Below are 18,815 nucleotides of genomic sequence, written 5' to 3' on the forward strand. Positions count from 1 at the left end.
GTCTCAGGCGCGTTTGAGTGCCTCGGCAATCAGACCGCGTGTTTCATCAATGCCGTAAAGCGCTACGAATGAACCAAAGCGTGGGCCGCGTTCTTGTCCGATCAGCACTTCATAGAGCATCTGGAAGAACGAGACGGACACGCCAGGGCCGCCGTCTGGGCTCTTCTTATTATGATCCTGATAGCGCTCGATAACACGCGCCACATCCAGAATAGCATTCTGGATTGTTGAGCCGTCTGCACCGCTGTCCAGCGCGGCCAGTGCCGCATCTAGATCACGTAATGCCTGCTGTTCAACTTCATCCGGCGCACGGAATTTCTTGCTCGGCTTCACGAAATCATTGAAGTAGCGAATGGCATATTCCACCAGAGCATTGAGCTCCGGATGGGTGGCCGGAGATGCACCCGGTGCATAGCGGGAAATAAAGCCCCACAAGGTGCTGGCATTTTCCGCATTGGATGCACTGACAAGGTTCAGCAACATGGCAAATGGTACCGGCAGATCAACCTTCGGCGGATTGCCGTAATGCTGATGCCAGACCGGATTGTTCAGGCGTGCTGCCCAATCCTGCTTTTCATAGGCGGCCAGATAAGTGAAATATTCATCCACGGCTTTCGGGATCACGTCGAAATACAGCTTCTTCGCTGTTCTCGGCTTCTGGAACATGTAGAGGCCGAGGCTTTCCGTCGGTGCATAGGTCAGCCATTCATCAATGCTGATGCCGTTGCCTTTGGATTTGGAAATCTTCTGGCCGAGATCGTCGAGGAACAATTCATAGACGAAATGCTCAGGCGCACGACCGCCAAGAATTTCACAAATCTTGTCATAGATCGCCTGATTGGTCTGGTGATCTTTGCCGAACATTTCAAAGTCAACGCCGATCGCTGCCCAGCGCATGCCGAAATCCGGCTTCCACTGCAGTTTCACATTGCCACCGGTGACAGGCAGGGTGGTTTCAACGCCGTTTTCATCGTCAAAAGTGATAGTGCCGGCCTTGGCATCAACCTTTTTCATCGGCACGTAAAGCACGCGACCTGTAGTTGGCGAGATCGGCAGAAACGGGCTGTAAGTGGCGCGGCGTTCCTCACCCAGTGTCGGCAGCATCACGGCCATAATGTCGTCGTAGCGCTCGGCGGCACGCAGCAGCACTTCATCAAAGTGGCCGGACTTGTAATATTCCGTGGCACTGGCGAATTCATAATCGAAACCGAAAGTGTCGAGGAAGCGGCACAGCATGGTGTTATTGTGATCCGCAAAGCTCTTATAGTTGCCGCCAAACGGATTTGGCACAGCCGACAGCGGCAGTTGCAAAGCTGGTTCAAGCGCTGCACGATCCGGCACATTTTCCGGAATCTTGCGCATGCCGTCCAGATCATCCGAGAAGCAGATGAGCTTGGTTTTGACTTTATCTTCGGTCAGAACGCGGAATGCATGGCGCACCATGGATGTGCGTGCAACTTCGCCGAAAGTACCGATATGCGGCAGACCGGACGGGCCATAGCCGGTTTCGAAAATCACGACTTCGGGAAAGCCGGTTTTCTCGTACCGTTTTATGATTTTCCGAGCCTCTTCAAAGGGCCACGCTTTCGCCTGTGCTGCTGCCGCAATCAGGTCGGGCGCAAGGTCGATGTGGTTTGAGCGGTCGGTTGTCATAATATCTTTCCTGATAGGAGGTGTTGGTTTGAAATATCCGCACTTTTTACGGGTACGGACAGACAGGTCTATGGTGAGATGCGGGTTTCGTCAATGATGTGCTGCGCTTTCTTTACAAGCGCTGGGGGATATGATGCGCTTTCTTTGCAAGCGCGGGTGTGTAATGCAAAAATGATGGGGGTTGTGTGCATTATCCTCAGGCTGAAATGCAGTTGAACACTTGTTAAGCCCTGTGGAATAGTTTCAAAGTCATAAAAAAGCCGATGCAGGAGTTCTTGGAAATGAAAATCACGCCGCAAGATGCGCTGATCTATATTATGGTAACAGTTTCAGCTGCGGATACGCGGATGACAGATGCGGAATTGTCCTCCATCGGAAATCTTGTGCATCGCCTGCCGGTTTTTACCGGCTTTGATGATGAAAGAGTGCCGGAAATTGCTGAGCGTTGCTATGAATTACTGACCAAGGATGATGGTCTGGATCGTATTCTGGATATTGCCCATCAGGCACTGCCGGAAAAACTTTATGAAACAGCCTATGCGCTGGCTGTTGAAGTGGCTGCTGCCGACCTGCATGTTGAACAGGAAGAACTGGCATTTTTGCAGCTGATGCGAGATCTGTGGAATCTTGACGAGCTCAGCGTTGCTGCCATTGAGCGCAGTGCGCGTGTGCGTTTCCGCAAGTTGTAATCCGGTGATGAGCGCATCTTTTTTGAGATGCGCTCATTTTTCCTTAATAGAAATCGACCGGAAAATAGCGCAGATACAGGTCGTCCAGCACACCTTTGCGCTCCAATGCATTGAGTGCATTATTGAAGGCGAGACGCAGATCCGCATCTTGCTTGCGCAAAGCAATCGTCATTCCCTGTCCGAGAAATTCCGGTGCCGGATAGCTGCCGCCGATAAAGCGGCAGCAGGAGCCGTCCGTCGCGGTATTGCCTGATGCTGTGGTCGGATTCATCCAGAGTGACAGACTCATTGCATCGCCGAAAAGCAGCTGGATTTTGCCATCTCTGAGATCCTTATAGAGTAGCTCGCTGTTGCTATAAGGACTGGTTTTTGCTTTCGGGAAATAGGTTTTCAACAAGGCTTCATGGGCGGAACCGGCGAGAACACCGACTGTTTTCCCGTCAGGTGAAAAGTTCTTATCGGCCAGTTCCGATGTTCTCACTGTCACAAAACGGGCTGGCAAGCTGAAATAAGCGCGGGTGAAGCTGAGTGTGGTGCGTTTTTCCCGATCCGGTGTCAGTCCGGCAATCAGCGCATCAGTTTCGTTTTTCTGCAAGGCGGGAAGCAATTCATTCCACGGGCGGGCTTCGATCAGGCAACGACTGGTTATCGCCAGTTCCTGACAAAGCGCACGGATCAGATCAATATGATAGCCGCTCAGCCGTCCTTGCGGGGAGAGGCTGTTGAAAGGTGCAAAATCTGTGCCGGTCAGGAAACGTATCTGCGCTCTTTGTGAAATATCCGGTTTTGCCGGTTTCTGGTCATCTCCCGCCAGATAGGGCGGGGCGGCGTAGGATGCCGAAATGCCGGAGGCGAGTATCAGCAGGATCGCAGAGCTGACGGCTGCGCAATATTTTAACGCCCGTTTGAGCGGGGCGGAAAGAACATCATTGCGCATTGGCTGACTGCAGCTCCTGTTGGTTTGTCCGGATTTTGCTCAGTATAAAATTTTCTCCTCTTTATAGAAAGCAGAACCCGCGTGAATAATAAATTTATTTTTTGAACAATAATTAATGTTGGTATTATTGAAATTGAATGATTTGTATATTGTATTTTTTACAGTTGATATTTTTTTAAAATGATTATTATTGTTAATTTATCGTAAATTTCAAAATAGTTTTGTTTTGTTGCTTCTAATTTAATTGAGTTGATTTTGGTTAAATATTCGCGGGGGCGAAATGACACTACATTTGTTGTTTACACAAAGCTTTATAAAACTCTGTGCAGCATTTTCGGTTCGGCTTGTCGCGGCGGGATTGGGTAAAGCGGATATTATTGCGGCCTTTGCCAGCGCTGCACGGCATAATACGTCTTTTAATGATGAACTCGTGCACAAAGGCGCAATTTCTGAAGCGGCACTTTACAGGCTTTGGGCTGAAGAAACGGGGCTGACTTATGATGATGCGCCGGATGCGGAAGAGGTTTTGTTGCGCCCTTTTGACGGACCGGCTCGTCTCAGCAGTATCCGCCATATATTGATTGCGGGGTCTAAAGGTCAAAGCCTGCTTTATATGGCACCGGATCTTCGGGAATTGGCGATGCTGAAATTCTACTTGCGGCAATATCCTGAAATGCGTGAGCGTTTAAGACTCTGTCCGCCCTCTGTATTGGTGGCATTATTGCATAACCGTTATGGCAAAGCCGCTGCCGGACGGGCACAAAAAATGACACCCGCACATCTTTCCGCCAGTCTGGTACTGAACGGCTGGCAGGGTTTCTGTTTCGCAGGCTTACTTATCGGGCTGTTATGGATGTTTCTGACGGAGGGCGGCTTCCGTCTGGCCTTTCTCTATTGGGGCATGACATTGTTTTTCTTTGCCTGCGTAACCATTCGCCTTCTGGCGGCGTGGAACGCACGGCCGCTGCATATCAGACCGCTTGCACCATACCGGCTTCATGATCTGCCGGTTTATACTGTGCTGGTGCCGCTTTATAAGGAGGCAGGGATTGTGCGGCAGCTTATACAGGCGCTCAGTGCCTTGAACTGGCCGGTTGCAAAGCTGGATATCAAACTGATTTGCGAGGCTGATGACAGTGAAACTCTGGCAGCGCTGTCACGGCATAAATTGCCTGCGCAATTTGAAGTTCTGAAAGTACCCTCGATTGGACCGCGTACCAAGCCCAAAGCCCTGAATTATGCACTGCAATTTGCCCGTGGCGAATATCTTGTCGTCTATGATGCGGAGGACAGGCCGCATCGCGATCAGTTGCTGGAGGCATGGCAGGCGTTCCGGCGTGGTGGCAGTGATCTCGCCTGTCTGCAAGCACCGCTGGTGATCGGAAATTTCAACTGTAACTATCTGACACGCTATTTTTCTTTTGAATATGCAGGATTATTTCGCGGGTTTTTGCCATGGCTCAGCCGTCGTGGTGCCGTAATGCCTTTGGGCGGAACATCCAATCATCTCCGGCGTAAAGTACTGCAGAAGGTCGGTGGCTGGGACAGCTATAATGTGACGGAAGATGCAGATCTGGGGATGCGACTGGCACGCTTCGGTTACAGGGTGGATGTGATTAACCGTCCGACGACCGAAGATGCACCGGAAAATTATAAGGACTGGAAAACGCAACGCACCCGCTGGTTTAAAGGCTGGATGCAGACATGGCTGGTGCATATGCGCTCGCCTGTTCAAACCTGCCGTCAGTTAGGTGCAGCACGTTTCAGTCTATACTTGTTATATACAACAGGTCTGCTGTTATCCGCTTTGCTGCATCCCTTTATGCTGGTCAGTCTGATTTGGGGTATTGCTCTAACAATCTCCGGTTATCACGACCAGTCGGTTGTGGCTGCGGTTTTGTTTAATGGTCTGAATTTGCTGACAGCTTATCTGAGCTTTCATTTGCTGTGTCAGAAGACACTGCGTTATGAAGAAAAACGCCGGTATTTTTATCTTTGGGGCGTGCCTTTATATTGGCTTCTACTGTCCGTTGCATCATGGCGGGCATTTTATCAGATGTTCACTGCGCCCCATCACTGGGAAAAAACACCGCATTTTCCTAGCCGTATTGAGAGCGGGTTAAAACACGTTGAGGACGACAGAAGAACTGTGCAGACTTTACCGGCGCATTATGCACAGGAAGGCTTAATCATCCGGCCGGATTGTCACAAAACCGCAATATAAATCATAAATAGTCCGGCTGTTCTTTCGGGGCGGAGTATGCGCTTTTCCGGAAAAACATTTGTAATCAGCAAAATAAATGTATTCTGTGAAACTGTGCTGCTATCGGAAAGATAATATGCGCATCTGTTGGAATAGAACATAGCAGGCTGCAACAGGGCAGGCATAAAGGCGGCATTCAGATCTATGGTTACCGGTCAGAAACAGCAAGGCGGCGTTTCAAACATAATGGCATCAGATACAGATGGTGAGCGGAAGCAGGAGAGTAGTCAGCAGAGATTGCTAAAATCTTTGCGTAAATCGGCGTCTTCTATACTGATAATCTTGCCGTTGTTTTTGCTGCTGCGCTATTGGGGCGTTTCCGTACCCCTTGCTGCGGCAGGCTGTGTGCTGCTTTTTATTCTGGTGATTGCTCTGGCGTTTTTCAGTACACCGAAACCAGTTGCGGTTACGACCAAAACCGGCAAGCGGGAGGGGCCGCTGTCGCGCCTGTCCGGTGAGCGGCTTGCCGATTTTCTGCCTGATCCGCTGGTGCTTTTTGATACAGACGGTACGATCCTTTATGTCAATCATGCAGCTCGCGAAGCATTCCCGCCACTGGCTCGGGATGCGTCACTGTATTTATGTTTTCGCTCGCCGGAAATGCATTCACTGATACAGGGGATTATTGCTGACGGGCAGGCGCGGTCATCGGATTATCTGGAGCGGCTGCCGTTTGAGCGCTGGTATCGTGCTTCGGTCATGACTTTTGAAACGGCAAAAGGTGAGGCAGATTGTTTTATCCTGATCTTCCGCGACCAGACGGAGTTACGCCGTATTGACCGTATGCGGTCAGATTTTATTGCCAATGCCAGTCATGAACTGCGCACGCCTCTGGCTTCATTGCGTGGTTTTATTGAAACGCTGCAAGGCCCTGCGCGCGACGATGCTGCTGCGCGCGAGCGTTTTCTTGGCATTATGCAGACACAGGCAGACCGCATGTCGCGTCTGATCGATGATTTGCTGTCTCTTTCCCGTCTGGAAATGAAGGCCGCTATTCCGGTTAAAGAACGCATTGATATCGGGCAGGTGCTGAGCCATGTAGTGGAAACACTGGCGCCAATGGCCTCGGGTGTTGGTGTAACCATTGAATGGACAAAGCCGGATCATCCGGTCTGGCTGCCCGGCGACAAAGACGAGCTTATTCAGGTGTTCCAGAACCTGATTGAAAATGCCTGTAAATACGGGCAAGCGGGTAAGCGTGTTATTGTCAGTCTTGATGAGCAGGGGGGCGAAGCAGCGTCAACCACTGCAGATGCATTGCGTGGTTTTTCCGTCAGCGTAGAGGATTTCGGTCCCGGTATACCGGCGGAGCATTTGCCACGTCTGACGGAGCGCTTTTACCGTGTCGATGTGGATAGCAGCCGCGCTCATAAAGGGACGGGATTGGGGCTCGCCATTGTTAAACATATTCTGACCCGCCATCGCGGAAGGTTGATCGTACGCTCGCAGCTTGGAAAAGGCGCTGTATTCACAGTCGTATTTGCTGGGTCATAATCATAGGGTGCGATCCGCGGGCGGACTAATCAGCGTTTAACGCCGCGGATCAGCTGCCATTTCAACGGCCGCAGAGCCTGCCAGAATGACGTGGCACGTAAACGCGCCATTATTTCTTTATGTGCTTCATAGAGGCGGCCACGTAAAGTGGCGCAGACGGTGAGACGTTTAAGCGGAATGGTCAGATCACAGTTCTGCAATTTCCAGTCTTCGTCACCAACGCCAAGATCAAGGCAATTATAGCCTTGCTCTTTCAGGTCTTTGATAAGCAGATAATGTAATACATGGCCGGGGGAATATTTTGCCCAGTTTTTCAGATTAGAAGCAATCATGATGCCGTAATAATGTGGGCCGCTGACCAGTCCCCACATACAGGCGAGAATTTCACCATTCAGTTTCAGCGCAGAAAAATGCAGCACACCGGCTGATTGAAATACCCGTGTTGCTTCGTTGAAATAGTGAATTTTCTCAGGATATTGCTCAAATCCCGGCACATGCGTTTCAATAAAGCGCTGTTGTTTTTCTCGCAGCATGAAGTTCAGCAATGCCTGATTTTCGGCGTCATTTTTCGAGATAAAAAACTCGCAATTGCCTAATTCATGGAGGCGGCGGAGTTTGCGCCGGATAATTTTCGGGCGCACGAGGCTTTGCTGTACTCTGTCCCAGTCATGAGACAATATATTGGCATGGCTGTCCGCTGAGTTGCTCTGATTGGCCAGCAAAAATATCGGATTGGTCAGATTACCCAGTTTTTCAGGCATATTATTCAAATCGGCAAAATCAAAAACCGGCAGAGCTTTCTGTATCTGCTGCCACACATTTTCTGCCTGCGCACGGGTCCAGATCATTCCGCAGGCAAACAATACTGGCGCATTATAATCGGCCACACCCTGATCTGTAAAAGACAGGATGCGTGTTCCGTTGCGCACAAAGATAGCCAGAGGCAGAAACATAACCGGTCTGCCGTTTTCTGTACGAACTTCGATAAGGCACAGCTCGGCCTTCAATGCCGTAGCATAGGTTTTTTCCCAGATTTTCAAAAATGTTGTGGTCTGAAAAATATGATAATTCGGACTTGCATGGCTATGCAGTTTGCCGGGCCCGTTCTTTTCAGCGGCAGGCCAGTCGCCGGAAACATCGTCAACGGACTTAAAACAGCGGATCTGATAGGTCGGGCATAGGGAGATTTGCGGATCGGAACTGAGGGCAAGATATTCGCTTTTAGGAACTTGCGCAGTTTCGAACAGGCTTAAATCCGGCTCTCCCCGGGAAAGCTGTATCGAACTGATTAATGCCATGCCGCTTGCCCTGTTTTGTTCAATGATAGTCAGGCGTGATGCTGAAAGCCGTTTTATGTTTGATTGAAAGCTAGGGCGACTCTGGCAGAATTGTGTAAACAATGTCCTAGGGAAAAATTTGAAACACAGAATTATTATGTTGCTTTGCAGATAAGCAAAAAACAGGACGTTGCTTGGTGGTATTTAAGTGAGTTTTATTTAAGTGAAATAATAATATTAACGTATTTTGAGAATATAGTCTGCCAGCATGTTCCATGGCCGTGTTAATTGCATTTTATATGTCTTATGCCTATATGCGCGTGATAGCCCGATGCTCAGACAAGCAGGATGTAAGATGGCGGTCTCAATCATTATCAAAGCATTGAATGAAGAACGACGGATTGCCGCCGCGCTTGAAAGTGCTCTTGCGGCTTTGCCTGACGGGCAGGGTGAAGTTATTCTGGCTGACAGCGGTTCCCGCGACCGTACGATTGAGATTGCAAAGCAATATCCGGTAAAAATTGTTCAGATTGAAGCGCCTGCCAAAGCCAGTTGCGGATTGGGGCCTCAATTGGGCTATCAGTATAGCAGCGGCTCTTTTATCTGCCTGATGGACGGTGATACAGAACTGGCACCGGACTTTATTATCGAGGCGCTGAAATATCTGGAAGCAAATCCGCGCGTTGCCGGTGTTACCGGCCATGTGATGGAGCGCAATAATGAGAGCCTTGAATATGTCCGGCGCGGCTTGCGGAAAACCGCGTATAAAGCAGTCGGAACGATCGACCGTATTAATTGCGGAGGACTTTACCGGCGCGAGGCGATAGAAGAAATCGGCTATTTGTCTGACCGTAATCTGCATAGCTATGAAGAATATGATCTGGGTGTGCGTTTACGTGCCAAAGGCTGGACATTGTTTCGTCTCGACCGGCGCTTCGTGTATCACACGGGGCATAGTGCCAATGCATACAAGCTTCTAATTAAGCGCTGGCAGTCAAAATATATTCGCGGCATCGGAGAATTGCTGCGCTCGGCAACGGGCAAGCCACATTTCAAAATGTTGTTTGCCGAATTGCCGGAATTACGTCTGTGGATGGCAGTTTATGGATGGATTATCGCGATGCTGCTGGTGCTGGCTGTTTTGCCAACCGGTATTGCACTCTTGATTGATCTGGCGATGATTGCTGCTGCAGTAGCTTTGATGAGTGTGAAACATCGCAGTTTTTCAATCGGACTCTATTCAGTTACAGCATGGTTTTTCCATGCTGCGGCACTGCCGCTTGGCTTTTTCACGCCGCGCAAAAATCCTGCTGCTATGATCGAGAGCAAAATCATTCAGGAAAACAAGCATTAGAGCATTTCACAGTCAAGTTGGATCAACTTGACGCCCGTGATAATGCGACCAAATAAAGAATTGAGACGCGAGCGCTATGATCCAATCTGGACGTAAACCGCTCTAGAGCGACGGACACCTCTTCGGGTGCAATAAGGTCGCTCTAAACTGAGTTCTGTTTTGCCCTGCGCATCAAGCGCAACAGCACCAGCCATGCGCAGATAGCGATGGAGATTTCAATCAGATAGATCGAAATAAATGTACCTGTCGGCGGCATCAGCCATGTGGCAAATGCCAGTATCGGCGCACCGATTATATTGCCGGTGTTAAGAATAGCCGCGCGATAGCCGTGTTCACCGGCGGATCCCATTACCTCGACGCTGACAGACCATAATGCATAGAAAATAATGACCCAGCACAGCACCTGCGTGAAATAGACCATGGACTGATATTCCTGACCGAAAATCAGTGGCAGATATGGTGCCAGAAAATAAACAAATGTCGCTGTGAAAACGGAAATACCCAATGCCATCAGCGTGGCTTTTTGTGCCAGCGGCCAGGCTTTGTCGATGCCGTTCGCACTCATTTTGGCAAAGCGGGGATAGAGCAAACGGCTCATGGCATCAATATTCAGATAGCTGCTGTCGACAATACGTCGTGCAACGCCGTAGCTGCCGATGACTGCGGGGGAGAGAAGAAGACCAAGCAGCAGCAAGTCGATATTCTGGCGAATGGCGCGGAAGATGAAGGGTGTTGCAAAGAAAATACCGAGTTTGATTTCTTCACGCATAATACGGAAGATAGGTTTGCCCAGTCGCATTAAAAACAGCCAGTATATTCCGGCAACTAAAACGTGACAGGCAAATTGCCACCAGGCCCAGCCGTTAATGGTGCTGACGCCAAACACAATACAGGCCAGAACAGCCGCAAGTGTACGGGCAAGGGCGAAGCCGACCACAGAAAGATTGGCTGCTTTGAAATTGCTGTGTCCGATATAGACGGCCTCAGCCAGCAAAATCATGCGCAGCAAGACAATATTGGTAACAAGATAGAGAAAGAGACTGATCGCGTTGGTGACAGGATCAGGTGAGAATTCGATCCAGTAGGGCAGGATAAGCATTCCGGCAGCTACGAGCAGAGCACCGCTGATACCGATCAGTATCAGATTGTGACCGAGCATGACCGGATATATTTTTTTATTCTGCGCCACGCGCCGCAGCAGACTTTCAGCGCTGCCAATGCCGCAAATATGCACGACAATGCTGGTGATTGCCATGATAGTGATGAACATACCAAATTCAGCCGCGCCGAGAAAACGCGCGAGAATAGCAAATGTCGCAAGCTGTGCTACACTTGCCATAATGAGGCTGCCGCTGGAAGCCATATAGGAGAGGAGCGACGGTAAATATCGTCGGATACGTGCAGACATGCGGTTGTCCGGCAACTCCGTTTCACTCATAGTTTTATTTCCCTTGTCGCAGCCTCTCTATAGCATTTTCCGGTGAAAGGGAACAATTTTAGACCGATTTAGGCCGGAAAACAAAAAGACAGGGGAAGCCTGTTATTAATTATTATAAGTAAAATTTAAAATAATGCTTTTCATGAAATCTAATACTTAAACTATGCCGATGAGGCTTTGTTAACCTTTTTTTTTAATATCTCTGTTACTGCATAAGTAGATACAGCAATTGAGCCCTCTATACGGGTTTTGCCTCAAGCGATTAGAGATGTCTGATGTATACGCTGCAAGAATTAGCTAAAAAAGCCAAACCCGCGTCTGCCGGCAGCCGTGGTGCAGAAGCTGTTTTGCAGCCGGATACAGATATGCAGCCGGATATACGAGCCTCTCAAACCGCTTCTGCACCTTCGCAACAAGATTATGCAGACAGTGACGAGGCGCGTTCTGCACAGCGCAGCTGGGTTTTTCCGGTTGTTGGTTTTTCAGATATTATCAATTGGTTGCTGCGCTTTTGGTGGCTGATCCTGCTGCTGGCTCTGGTGGGAGCAGCTGTCGGCATAGGTTTTGGTAAAACCGCCAAGCCGCGTTTCACTGCGGGTTCGGATATTATTGTTGCACCATCGAATTTGCAGGTTGTGCCGAATGATGTTTATGCCACCAGTATGCAGGCAGAAAGCCAGCTGATGGATATTGAAAGCAAGCTGCGCTTGCTGACATCCGGTAATGTGATGCAACGTGTGGTCGACGAACTGAAATTGCAGGATGATCCGGAATTTAACGGAACAGAGAAAACATTATTCTCCGGTCTTCTGGGTGAGCCGAAGAAGGATGATGCAGTTGATCCGCAACAGGCAAAAAATATTGCAGCCTTGCGTGAATTGTCATCACGCGTTGAGGCGCGCCGTCCGGAACGCTCTTATCTGATTAATCTCACTGTCTGGGCGCGGGAGCCTGAAAAGGCCGTTATATTAGCAGATACTGTCGCCAAGGCTTTTCAGGATGAAGTTGCACAGAATGAGCGGGATGGTGCCGCACGCGCTGCCCGTGCTTTGACCGAGCCGCTGAGTGAGCTGAAAAAAGCTGCAACTGAAGCCGAAATGAAAGTAGCGCAGTTCCGTAATGCGCAGGGGCTTCAGACCGGTAATACCGGTGAGCTGGTCAGTGCGCAGGCTTTGACAGAAATCAATTCACAGCTTGTCGGCGCTCTGAGCCGTCAGGCCGAGGCAAAATCCCGTTATGCAGAACTGACCAGTGCCGGTAATCAGGCTCTGGATCCGTCCGGTACATTGCAATCCCCGACGCTGACTGCACTGCGCACACAATATGCGACCCTGAAACAGCGTCTTGATGCTATGACCATGACTTATGGTCCGCGTTATCCTGAACTGGCCAGCACGCAGTCGCAGATTGCAGGCCTGCAGGCACAAATTTCGCAGGAAACGTCACGGATTTTACGTGCCGCAAAGCTGGATCTGGATCAGGCAAATTCTGTGGTCGAAACTTTGCGCCGTCAGATTGAGACTGCCCGCTCAGCGGTTTCCCTCGATACGGATGCACAGGTTACGCTGAATGATCTTGAACGCGACCGCCTGACAAAAACAACTCTGTATCAGACCTATCTGACCCGTGCGCAGGAAATTGCCCAGCGCCAGCAGATCGATGCCACCAATATCCGTATTGCTTCACCGGCCTTGCCACCGAAAAGCCGCTCATGGCCTCCGGGTACAGCTCTTCTTACTGTTGCCGGTGCCGTTGTCGGCGGCGGTCTCGGTACTGGTTTGGCTTTGCTTTTCGGATTTATCGGTCTTTTACGTGCACAGTCCCGCGCTTCTTATAAAAAATAGTGAAGCAAGTTGCAGATGATCCGCACCTCCGGCATGAGTGATATAAGGGGTTTTCTTGCTGCGACCTTATTCATGGCGCAGTTCTTTTACCTCTGGGTGACGATCGAGCCTTTTCCTGCGGAAACGGCTTCGGCGGCGGCTGAAGGCGGCTCAAGCCTGTTTAATCAGGTCGTTTCCTTGCTGCTTTTTGCCAGTGCTATTTGTTATGTTGCCCTCAGCCCGTTAAAGAAGCTGGTATTGCAACCCAGACCTTTAATCGTGTTGCTGGTCATATGGATTTTGCTCGCGGCGCTTTTCTCTGCAGAGCGGGTTGAATCCTTAAAACAGCTTATTCTTTCCTGCATCATTATGCTCAATGCCTCAGTATTCCTGCTATTGCCGCGTTCTGAAGAGCAATTTGCTAAAATGATTATGGCAGGACTGTTTGTTATGCTGGGGCTTGCCTATTTCGGTGTAATGTTCAAGCCGTTAGTGGCTATTCATCAGTTCAGTTCCGAATTGGGCGACGAGCAGTTAGGGAACTGGCGCGGCCATTTTGCCCATAAGAATGTCGCCTCTGCAGCCATGCTGGTCAGTGGCTTCTTCGGGCTCTACCTGAAAGATAAAGGCTATCATCTTGCGGGCTGGCTGATCCTTGTTTTGTCGGTGTTCTTTTTGATGCATACCGGCGGCAAGACATCGACAGCCATGTTCCCGATGATCCTGCTGATTGCCTATGTTTTCGAGAAAATTAAGTGGCTGCGCGTGCCGATTGCTGTCGGGGGGGTGTTAACGATCAATTTTTTAACGGTCGGCGCTGCATTGATACCGTCTGTCTATGAGTTTATTACATCGCTCGGCATTGATGCCAGTTTCACCAACCGTTCGGATATCTGGCGGCTGGCTGTAGGGGCAATGGCTGATAGGCCATTGATCGGGCACGGGCTTCATGGTTATTGGTTGACGGACGCTTTGGTCAATAATGATACAGTGGAAAACTGGTCTCCGCGTGCTTTTAACGGTCATAATGCATGGGTCGATGCGTTAATTAATCTCGGTGTCGTAGGTTTTTTTCTTGTCTTTATTTGGATTTTAGTGCTGCCATTACTTTACATCAGGCGGATTTCACAGCAAAACCTCTATACGCCTGTTGTGCGGCTTTATGTACGTATCTGGCTTTACGGTTTGTTTGGGGGCGCGCTTGAAAGTGTATTCTTTGAAACCGGCAGTTTATTATGGTTCAGCGTTATGATGGCTCTGTTCGGCTTGCGTTTGCAGGCATTGGCGGTGCCGGTTCCTTATGACGATGCGCCTTCGCTTGCGTTCGCATCAGGCAGTATCGGAGTGACACGGTGAAGCACAAAATTAAATACTGGGTCGCTCGTTTACAGGCACGGCTGATGTCCCGCCTCGCTCCTAAAACACTTCATGTGCCAACGGATCATGCGGTGATCACGTTCACTTTCGACGATGTACCCGACAGCACTTTGTATTATGGCGCGGCCATATTGGAAAAATACGGATTGCGCGGAACATTTTATGTGGCCGGAGGGCTCGCCGGTACATCAGAAACCAGCCGTAAACTGATTACCGAAAGCGGAATTCGTGAACTGGCGGAGCGCGGGCATGAAATCGGGTGCCATACATTTTCACATGCGAATGTTGCGACACTTAAGGATGCGCAGTTGCAAAGTGAGATTGACCGAAACCGGTCATTTCTGAGCCGGATTCTGGGAGATAACAAAGGCGGACATGGTCCGAAGTTTAACTTTGCCTATCCCTATAATGCGGTTTCCTATTTTGCCCATCGGCGGTTGGCGCGTAATTACCGTACTTGCCGCGCCGGAGAAAACCGGATCAATCGCGGGGCAATAAGCCCGCAAATGTTGTATGGTATGGAGATCCGCCAGCCAGAGGCACATTCACTGCAATTGACGCGGGAAATTGATGCGGTGAAAGCGCAGCCGGGCTGGCTGATCTTTTTTACGCATGACATTTCTGAAACACCGACATCCTATGGCTGCACACCGGCGACCTTTGAAAAACTGGTTCAATATGCGGTGCAAAGCGGATGTGAAATTTTAACAGTTGATGAAGCACTGGATGATTATGCATCTGCACATGCTGTGTGATGTGTAAAATTTATAAAGCTTTAGAGCGCCAGACACCCCATTGGGCGCACAAAACTCGCTCTGACACTTTAAAGTGAGAGTATAATTTCTGTTCCAAGTTTAAGAAATTATGCTCTCAGGCCTGCTTGAGGGAACGCATGACCTTAGATGAGAAGCAGATGCGTCTGCTGGCGATTAATAATTATTTTTACCGGCGTGGCGGGGCGGAAGCGATCTTTCTCGATCATATGAGCCTGTTCGAGGATATCGGCTGGGATGCCGTGCCTTTTGCCATGCAGCATCCGGAAAATCTGCCTTCAGACTGGTCACGCTATTTTGTATCTGAAATTGAATATGGCCGTGAAAGCTCTGCGCTGACCAAGGTTAAGCAGGCTGCCAAGATCATTTATTCCCGCGAGGCGCAGCAAAATCTGAACCAATTGCTGCAAGCCGCGAAGCCGGACATTGCTCATGCGCATAATGTCTATCATCATTTATCGCCGTCAATTTTTGCGACGCTGAAGCAGCATAATATTCCGGTTGTAATGACCGTGCATGATCTGAAACTGGCCTGTCCCGCTTATAAAATGCTGGTTGACGGTCATGTTTGTGAGCAGTGCAAGGGTGGCCGGATTTATAATGTGGTCGCCAATCGCTGCATTAAAGGGTCGGTTTCGCTCAGCGGGCTGGTTTTTGTCGAAACTGCCGTTCACCGTATGCTCGGCCTTTACCGCAATAAAGTGGATCGCTTTGTGGTGCCGAGCCGTTTCTACCGTGAGAAGCTGATTGAATGGGGCTGGCCGCCGGAGCAGCTGGTCTATATTCCGAATTTTGTTGAGACAGATCATCTGAAGCCGGTTTATGAGGCGCAGGACTATCTGCTGTTTGCCGGTCGCCTCGCACCGGAAAAAGGTCTCAAGACGCTTATCACTGCAGCGGCAAAATCCGGTGTGAAATTGGTCATTGCCGGTACGGGCCCTGATGAGGCTGAATTGAAAGCACTGGCAGCGGAGCTCAATGCGCCGGTAGTTTTCGCCGGTTATGTGACAGGTGAAAAGCTGCATCGTCTGATCGGAGAGGCAAGGGCGCTGGTTCTGCCGTCTGAATGGTATGAAAATGCGCCGGTCAGTATTCTGGAAGCCTATGCGCTTGGCACACCGGTGATCGGCGCGCGCATCGGCGGTATTCCGGAGATGATCCGTGAAGGCGAGACTGGTCTGACCGCCGAGGCCGGTAATGCTGACGATCTGGCAGCGCAACTGAGGCACATGGCTGCTATGCCACTTGCGGAGCGTAACCGGATGGGACTGGCCGGGCGCGAGTGGATTTTGAATGAATTCTCGGCTGAAGCCTATCGCAACCGTATGCTCGCTCTTTACGCTGATCTGGGAGTAAGCGCATGAGTAAGCGTCCCAAAGTGATGATGCTCGGTCTGCGCGGTGTGCCGCAAGTACAGGGCGGCGTGGAAAAACATGTTGAGGAGCTTGCCCGCGTTTTTGTTGAAAAAGGCTGGGATGTCGAAGTGCTGGGGCGCAAACCCTATCTGACCCAGAAAAAACCTTATCAGTGGGAGGGTGTACAGGTCACGCCGCTTTGGGCGCCGCTTTCCACGAAATTTGAAGCGATTGCTCATACATTTCTTGGTGTTCTGGTGGCGGCAGTCCGTCGACCTGACATCCTGCATATTCATGCGATCGGCCCCGCTTTGCTGACCCCTTTGGCACGATTACTTGGGCTTAAAACCGTCGTCACCCACCATGGGTTTGATTATAATCGCGATAAATGGGGCGGACTTGCCCGCAAAATGCTGAAAACCGGCGAATGGGCAGGCATGCGTTTTGCCAGTCAGCGGATAGCCGTTTCCCGTCATATCGCTGAGGCTATGGCAGAACGCTATCAGGTTTCCGCACAATTTATTCCGAATGGTGTGACCTTACGGGAAACCGGTGGGGCAAGCGCTGTGTTGCAGACATTCGCGCTGGAACAGAAGAAATATGTGGTGATGGTTGCCCGTATCGTGCCGGAAAAGAACCAGCATGATCTGATTGCTGCTTTTGCTGCCATGCAGGCTGCGGGTTTTCACACGGATAAGAAACTGGCGATTGTCGGTGCCGCCGATCACCAGTCACCTTATGTCGATCAGGTGAAAGCTCTGGCTGCCAAAACGCCGAATATCGTGCTCACCGGCATGCAACGCGGCGATGATCTGACGGCGCTTTACAGCAATGCAGCTTTGTTTATTTTACCGTCCAGTCATGAAGGCATGCCGATCGCGATGATGGAGGCGATGGGCTACGGATTGCCGGTTCTGGCCAGTGATATTACCGCCAATCTTGAAGTCGGCTTGCCGGAGGCTGATTATTTCCCTCTCGGAGATACGCAGGCCTTAGCAAAGCAAATGGCTGAGAAACTGGATCAGCCTTTCAGTGCAGCGCAGGCGGCTGAACAGAGTGCGGAAATTGCAAAAAACTACAGCTGGTCTGGAATCGCAGATCAGACTTTGGCGGTTTATCAGCGCCTGCTTTAAGTTTTGCGCGCTGAGTGGTGCAAAAAGCAGTGCATTTCCTGCTTTGCCTTTGCACTATATTCGGATGAATTAATGCCGCTTGCGCATGATGCGCCGGATATCAGGACAATAAAAAAGGCGCTGAAAAGCGCCTTTTTGTTTGCGTATGGTGCCGATTAGCGGGCGCGGCGGCGCTCTGCAGTCGGCTGGAAAGCCAGCTTGGAATGATAGCTGCAATAAGGGCTGGATTCACCGGATTCATGACCGCAGAAGTGGAAATCTTCGTGCAGCGGATCACCGACCGGCCATTTGCATGTGCGTTCTGTCAACTGCAGCAGGGTCAGGTGACGGGAAATCGGCACAACAACATTTTCATTGTGACGGATAATCGGTTCCGCAACGGCATCAGCCAGAACTTCTGCCTGCAGTGCTGCGGCACCGGAGGTTTTCATCACTGTGGCACGCATTGTCGGCTGCGGTGCACTTGCACTGCCGGATGACATGCTGCTGCTTGATGTTGTTGTCGGGCGTGGTGCAGCGACCGGAGCGGGAGCCGGTTTCTTGCTGCGTGGCGCGGCAGTGGTTGTTTTGCCGCGTCCGGATAGTTTAAGCCGGTGCACTTTCCCGATCACCGCATTGCGGCTGACGCCGCCCAGCTGGGCTGCGATCTGGCTTGCACTCAGACCTTCACTCCACAATTTCTTGAGAAGCTCGACGCGTTCATCTGTCCAGTTCATTGTGGCTCAGGCTCCGTTCTTTATAATCTTTATAGCGTCCGGCTATCGTTTTTGCGGGCCCGTCCAAGCAGGCACCATATGTACCGGACAGCTGGCGCTGTCGCACTAAATCTAGTCTTACTTTAATATGAAACTACCTTAAGCAAGGACTCCGTGACAAGCGCGGCGCCCGGTGCTGGAATGGTTTTCCCCAACCTTGGAGATCAGCGGGCATTTAATAGACCGGTTTTTTTTAAATACAAGGTTTTCGTGCAACACTTCGGAGTTTATTTCACGGGCACGGGGCTGAAAATTGACAATTATGGTTGTACCGGCCTGTTGTTCAGGCCAGATCCCTTATTGAAGCCTGCGTAACAAAATTGCGCAACAGCGACATTTTTGCACATTTTAAGGGGGCGGTTTTCACCCCGCAGAGCCGCGGTCTTTGATTGACATTTATATATTGGCGAACAATAGTGCATTGTCGAGCCGCCCTGAGGGCGGCTTTTTGATTTCATCCGCGCGCAACAACCGCTTCTCCGGGGGGAGTTTTA

General features: G+C 50.4%; 14 protein-coding genes. 9 read left to right on the forward strand and 5 right to left on the reverse strand.

The window, feature by feature from the left end; genetic code table 11:
* Positions 1 to 3: 3 nt before the first annotated feature.
* Positions 4 to 1,653, reverse strand: a complete 1,650-nt coding sequence (locus KHQ09_RS04890) for a lysine--tRNA ligase (protein WP_213596735.1) — start codon at positions 1,651 to 1,653, stop codon at positions 4 to 6.
* Positions 1,654 to 1,934: 281 nt separating this feature from the next.
* On the opposite strand from KHQ09_RS04890, the gene KHQ09_RS04895 reads away from it, so the two are divergent.
* Positions 1,935 to 2,342, forward strand: a complete 408-nt coding sequence (locus KHQ09_RS04895; protein WP_028233671.1) for a tellurite resistance TerB family protein — start codon at positions 1,935 to 1,937, stop codon at positions 2,340 to 2,342.
* Between the two features lie 43 nt (positions 2,343 to 2,385).
* On the opposite strand, the gene KHQ09_RS04900 is transcribed toward KHQ09_RS04895, so the two are convergent.
* Positions 2,386 to 3,279 carry a transporter substrate-binding domain-containing protein gene (locus tag KHQ09_RS04900; protein ID WP_213596737.1) on the reverse strand — a complete coding sequence of 298 codons (894 nt, stop codon included), beginning with the start codon at positions 3,277 to 3,279 and terminating at the stop codon, positions 2,386 to 2,388.
* Positions 3,280 to 3,559: 280 nt separating this feature from the next.
* Between KHQ09_RS04900 and KHQ09_RS04905 the strand changes: the two genes are divergently transcribed.
* Positions 3,560 to 5,503, forward strand: coding sequence for a glycosyltransferase family 2 protein (locus KHQ09_RS04905; protein WP_213596739.1), 1,944 nt, complete (start codon positions 3,560 to 3,562; stop codon positions 5,501 to 5,503).
* Positions 5,504 to 5,728: 225 nt separating this feature from the next.
* Entirely contained in the window at positions 5,729 to 7,036 is a 1,308-nt protein-coding gene (locus tag KHQ09_RS04910; RefSeq protein WP_213596741.1) for an ATP-binding protein, read from the forward strand.
* A 29-nt stretch (positions 7,037 to 7,065) separates the two neighbouring features.
* Here KHQ09_RS04910 and KHQ09_RS04915 read toward each other — a convergent pair whose 3' ends face one another.
* Positions 7,066 to 8,334 (reverse strand): GNAT family N-acetyltransferase, encoded by a 1,269-nt coding sequence (locus KHQ09_RS04915; protein WP_213596743.1) that lies wholly within the window; start codon positions 8,332 to 8,334, stop codon positions 7,066 to 7,068.
* 334 nt (positions 8,335 to 8,668) lie between these two features.
* Here KHQ09_RS04915 and KHQ09_RS04920 point away from each other — a divergent pair, with 334 nt between their 5' ends.
* Positions 8,669 to 9,667 (forward strand): glycosyltransferase family 2 protein, encoded by a 999-nt coding sequence (locus KHQ09_RS04920; RefSeq protein WP_022711107.1) that lies wholly within the window; start codon positions 8,669 to 8,671, stop codon positions 9,665 to 9,667.
* 142 nt (positions 9,668 to 9,809) lie between these two features.
* On the opposite strand, the gene KHQ09_RS04925 is transcribed toward KHQ09_RS04920, so the two are convergent.
* Positions 9,810 to 11,105, reverse strand: a complete 1,296-nt coding sequence (locus KHQ09_RS04925; protein WP_238481565.1) for a lipopolysaccharide biosynthesis protein — start codon at positions 11,103 to 11,105, stop codon at positions 9,810 to 9,812.
* A gap of 275 nt (positions 11,106 to 11,380) precedes the next feature.
* Here KHQ09_RS04925 and KHQ09_RS04930 point away from each other — a divergent pair, with 275 nt between their 5' ends.
* The 5 genes from KHQ09_RS04930 to KHQ09_RS04950 all read left to right on the forward strand — a co-directional run bounded on the left by KHQ09_RS04930 (position 11,381) and on the right by KHQ09_RS04950 (position 17,566).
* Positions 11,381 to 12,949 carry a GumC family protein gene (locus KHQ09_RS04930; protein ID WP_213596745.1) on the forward strand — a complete coding sequence of 523 codons (1,569 nt, stop codon included), beginning with the start codon at positions 11,381 to 11,383 and terminating at the stop codon, positions 12,947 to 12,949.
* Positions 12,950 to 12,982: 33 nt separating this feature from the next.
* Positions 12,983 to 14,284 (forward strand): O-antigen ligase family protein, encoded by a 1,302-nt coding sequence (locus KHQ09_RS04935; protein WP_213596747.1) that lies wholly within the window; start codon positions 12,983 to 12,985, stop codon positions 14,282 to 14,284.
* Positions 14,285 to 14,328: 44 nt separating this feature from the next.
* Complete coding sequence (locus tag KHQ09_RS04940; RefSeq protein ID WP_213599815.1) at positions 14,329 to 15,060, forward strand: polysaccharide deacetylase family protein; 732 nt, start codon at positions 14,329 to 14,331, stop codon at positions 15,058 to 15,060.
* Positions 15,061 to 15,197: 137 nt separating this feature from the next.
* Positions 15,198 to 16,442, forward strand: a complete 1,245-nt coding sequence (locus KHQ09_RS04945; RefSeq protein ID WP_213596749.1) for a glycosyltransferase family 4 protein — start codon at positions 15,198 to 15,200, stop codon at positions 16,440 to 16,442.
* On the forward strand, positions 16,439 to 17,566 hold the full coding sequence (locus KHQ09_RS04950; RefSeq protein ID WP_238481566.1) for a glycosyltransferase family 4 protein: 1,128 nt from the start codon (positions 16,439 to 16,441) through the stop codon (positions 17,564 to 17,566). The genes KHQ09_RS04945 and KHQ09_RS04950 overlap by 4 nt, the downstream gene beginning before the upstream one ends.
* 155 nt (positions 17,567 to 17,721) lie before the next feature.
* Here KHQ09_RS04950 and KHQ09_RS04955 read toward each other — a convergent pair whose 3' ends face one another.
* Entirely contained in the window at positions 17,722 to 18,282 is a 561-nt protein-coding gene (locus KHQ09_RS04955; protein WP_022711114.1) for a GcrA family cell cycle regulator, read from the reverse strand.
* Between the last annotated feature and the right edge of the window lie 533 nt (positions 18,283 to 18,815).

Origin of the sequence: Pseudochrobactrum algeriensis, assembly GCF_018436245.1 — a bacterium.
GTDB lineage: Bacteria > Pseudomonadota > Alphaproteobacteria > Rhizobiales > Rhizobiaceae > Pseudochrobactrum > Pseudochrobactrum saccharolyticum.